The organism is Bradyrhizobium sp., from assembly GCF_019244115.1.
Lineage (GTDB): Bacteria > Pseudomonadota > Alphaproteobacteria > Rhizobiales > Xanthobacteraceae > Bradyrhizobium.
This window is the reverse complement of record NZ_JAFATE010000308.1, coordinates 1-3,499: the sequence shown is the minus strand read 5'-3', so window position 1 is coordinate 3,499 and position 3,499 is coordinate 1. Positions and strand designations below refer to the sequence as shown.

The 3,499-nt window shown below is 63.2% G+C and carries 5 protein-coding genes; 3 read left to right on the top strand and 2 right to left on the bottom strand.

Annotation, left to right across the window (positions count from 1 at the left end; translation table 11 throughout):
• Both JOZ76_RS13730 and JOZ76_RS13725 read left to right on the top strand, forming a co-directional pair.
• Positions 1 to 747 (top strand): molybdopterin cofactor-binding domain-containing protein (locus JOZ76_RS13730; RefSeq protein ID WP_291699168.1); only part of this gene is annotated, 747 nt, incomplete at its 5' end.
• A gap of 88 nt (positions 748 to 835) precedes the next feature.
• Positions 836 to 1,810, top strand: a complete 975-nt coding sequence (locus JOZ76_RS13725) for a quinone oxidoreductase family protein (RefSeq protein ID WP_291699167.1) — start codon at positions 836 to 838, stop codon at positions 1,808 to 1,810.
• A gap of 100 nt (positions 1,811 to 1,910) precedes the next feature.
• Here the strand turns inward: JOZ76_RS13725 and JOZ76_RS13720 are convergent, their stop codons facing one another.
• A complete protein-coding gene (locus JOZ76_RS13720; protein ID WP_291699166.1) occupies positions 1,911 to 2,186 on the bottom strand; it encodes a hypothetical protein in 276 nt (91 codons plus the stop codon).
• A gap of 369 nt (positions 2,187 to 2,555) precedes the next feature.
• The gene (locus tag JOZ76_RS13715) at positions 2,556 to 3,176 is read right to left on the bottom strand and encodes a S24 family peptidase (protein WP_291699165.1); all 621 of its coding nucleotides are present in this window, start codon (positions 3,174 to 3,176) and stop codon (positions 2,556 to 2,558) included.
• A gap of 126 nt (positions 3,177 to 3,302) precedes the next feature.
• On the opposite strand from JOZ76_RS13715, the gene JOZ76_RS13710 reads away from it, so the two are divergent.
• On the top strand, positions 3,303 to 3,499 hold a 197-nt coding region (locus tag JOZ76_RS13710; RefSeq protein ID WP_291699164.1), incomplete at its 3' end, for a GcrA family cell cycle regulator.

Below are 3,499 nucleotides of genomic sequence, written 5' to 3'. Positions count from 1 at the left end.
GGCGGCGATCGCAACGCGATCCCGATCTACACCTTTCCCAATGCCCATGTGGTGCATCACTTCATTGCCGAGATGCCGTTGCGGATCTCGGCGATGCGGGCGCTCGGCGCCTATCACAATGTGTTTTCGATCGAAAGTTTCATGGACGAACTCGCGACGGCAGCTGGCGCCGACCCGGTCGAATTCAGGCTCAAGCATCTGGACGATCCGCGCGGGCGCGACGTGATCGCAAAGGCCGCCCAGGAGTTCGGCTGGACGCGGGATCAAAGGGCTGCCCCGGGGCGTGGCTTTGGCTTCGCCTTCGCACGCTACAAGAACCTTGCGGCCTATTGTGCCATCGCGTGCGAAGTCGAGGTGAACCGCGAGACGGGGAGGGCGCGCCTGGTCCGCGCGATCGCGGCGGTCGACAGCGGCCAGGTCGTCAATCCGGATGGCCTGACCAATCAGATCGAGGGCGCGATCATGCAGTCGATGAGCTGGACGCTCTACGAAAGCGTGAGCTTCGACGAAAGGCGGATCACCAGCATCGATTGGCAGACCTATCCGATCCTGCGCTTTAGCGCCGTGCCGGACGACATTGCCGTGCACATCATCAACCGGCCCGGTCAGCCATTCCTCGGCAGCGGCGAGACTGGACAGGGCCCGGCTGCGGCCTCGATTGCAAATGCGATTGTCAATGCGACCGGCAAGCGGCTACGAAACCTGCCGCTGACGCGCAAGCGGATCAAGGACGCGATCGACGCCTGACCGAGATTTGACTTCGCATTGCCCGGCTACGTGTTAGTTCGCTACGCCACGTTTCCTTTCCAAGATCCCTTAAGTCAGGAGTTCTGCCATGACGCACGCGATCCGCTTCCACAAGACCGGCGGCCCCGATGTTCTCGTGTGGGAGGAGGTCGCTCTCGGCAAACCCGGTCCTGGCGAGGCGCGCATCCGCCACACCGCGGTCGGGCTCAACTTCGTCGACATCTACAACCGCGCGGGCCTTTATCCGGCGCAGCTGCCAAGCGGGCTAGGCAGCGAGGCGGCCGGCGTCGTCGAGGAGGTCGGTCCGGGCGTTACCGACCTGAAGCCCGGCGATCGGATCGCCTATGGCAGCGCGCCGATGGGCGCCTATTCCGAAGCCCGGCTGATTCCGGCTGACCGCCTGCTCAAGCTGCCGGACGGCATTGATGATCGCACGGCGGCGGCCATGATGCTGAAAGGATTGACCGTCCAGTACCTGATCCGCCAGACGTATCGCGTCAAGGCCGGAGACACCATTTTGCTCCACGCGGCGGCGGGCGGCGTCGGCCTCATCCTGAGCCAATGGGCAAAACAACTCGGTGCGACCGTCATCGGCACGGTCGGCAGCGATGAAAAGGCGAGGCAAGCCCAGGCCCACGGCTGCGCCCACACGATCGTGTACACGCGCGAGGATTTCGTGAAGCGCGTCGACGAGATCACGGGGGGCAAAAAGGTGCCGGTGGTCTACGATTCCGTCGGCAAGGATACCTTCCTCAAATCGCTCGACTGCCTTGCGCCGTTGGGGGTCGTCGCGCTGTTCGGCCAGTCCTCCGGCGCCGTCGAGCCGCTCAATCTCGGGCTTCTGGCGCAGAAGGGATCACTGTATGTCACCCGTCCGACGCTCAATACCTATGCGGCAAAGCGGGAAAACCTGGTTGCGATGGCGAAGGAGCTGTTCGAGGTGGTGCAGTCCGGCGCGGTCAAGATCGAGGTCAACCAGACCTATCCGCTGAAGGACGCGGCCACGGCGCACGCCGACCTTGCCGCGCGCAAAACCACGGGATCCACCGTGCTGCTGGTCTGAGGATCGTGGTATCTGAGGGCTCGGCGGCCCGCCTGATTCCACGAAGGAGCAGGGACGCCGGGTGTCCGTGCCTCTCCGCAGGCGCGGCCATCTCTGCGGATCAGGCGATCTCATGCTTGCGCAGGTCGCGGGCATGATCGAACTGCGCGGCCTGCAGGTCGGCGCCGGATGCCGGGATTTCGGGAACGGCCGCCTCGGCGAGGATATCCTCCGTGATATCCTCGACCGATTGGTCGATGATTTCGTGGATGAAGCTGATATTGCGGTACTCGCCTGAGGCGACCCGCGAGACCACCTCGCGCCGGGTGATTTCGGGATCGACCACGGCTTCGCGACCGCGCCGGCCATAGTCGATCATGACGACAAAATACTGCACTGGGATCCCTGCGGAATCAACTTTGCTTGTTTGTCTATTATTCCCGAAAAGCAGAAAAAGTCAACTCAGAAATAGCGAAAAAGCCCCGGCGAATCACACCAGCGATTTCAGCCGCTGATGCTCGTCATGCCCGGCTTTACTGACGCTTTGCCGTACTGAGACCAAATCCGGCGAAGCCTTGGCCGGGTGTCGAGCAGGCCGGGCCTTCGCCCCGCCGAACGGGCTTCGGCCCGCAGGCGGGGCAAGCCCGGCCCATGACGCATGAAAGATCCCGTCGGGCATGCTCCCCCGGGCCGAGCCCGAGGGCATGCTTCCGAAAAACCGCCGCGCGCCTGCGTCAAAGCGGCCCTGCGGGCTTCAAATCGCGCCCTATTTCTTGGCCGTCTTCGCCTTGCGGGCACGCGACCCGCCCTTGGACCGCAGCCGCTCGATCTGGGCGCGCGGCAGGGTCACGCAGATCTCGCCGATCCAGTCCAGTTTCACCCCATTGATCGCCTTGGCGTTGAAACTCGTGAGGTTGACCGTGGACGGCGACTTTCCGCGCTCGATCGTCTTCAGGTAGCGCTCGCCAGTCTTGAGGCGGACCGCGGCCTCCTCGCCATAGAAGCTCGCCAGCGGATGACGCTGCTCCCGATAGACCACGATGACGTCCCCGCTCTCGTATTTCGGCAGCATGGAATCACCCGTCACCTCGAAGGCGATGGTCTCTTCGGACAGTGGGAAGGGCAATTCGACCTCGCCGATCCCCTCCGGCGGGATCTGCTCGACATCGGGCTCGATCACCGCGCCGGCGCCGATTCGGCCCATGATCGGCACCCTGTTCAACTCCAGATATTCGACGATCGGCGCGATCTCGGTCGCCTTGATCTGGCGCAGGCCCGACAAGATCTCCGATATCGCGCTGGCGCGCACGCCCATGGCCTGGGCCAGGCCCCCCTTGCTCTTCCCCGTTCTTACAAGTCCCCGCTCGATCATTGCAGCGTCCAGCATCGAATCACCCCTTTCTCCGTCTGCGGTCCCTTATAGCATTTCCGATTATCATAACTCAAGCTTGACTTTTTGTTCTGAATATCGGAAACTAGGCATCGCGTGACGGGCAGAAAGGCACAGGGAAGCATGCAAGCGAACAATTGGGCGCCGGAACATTCGGCGGCGCTGCGGGAGTTTTTGGCAGGTGGAATGTCGTTTTCGGCGATTGCCAAGGCTCTCAACCAGAAATTCGGGACCAGCTACACGCGCAACGCGGCGCTCAGCAGGAGCAAGCGCATGGGCCTGACCGGGCCAGCGCGGGCGGAGAAGCGGCCGGAGCGGAT

Bases quoted from the DNA above. Each gene is read 5' to 3' on its own strand.
- JOZ76_RS13725 (WP_291699167.1), top strand. From the start codon at position 836: ATGACGCACGCGATCCGCTTCCACAAGACCGGCGGCCCCGATGTTCTC.
- JOZ76_RS13715 (WP_291699165.1), bottom strand. From the start codon at position 3,176: ATGCTGGACGCTGCAATGATCGAGCGGGGACTTGTAAGAACGGGGAAG.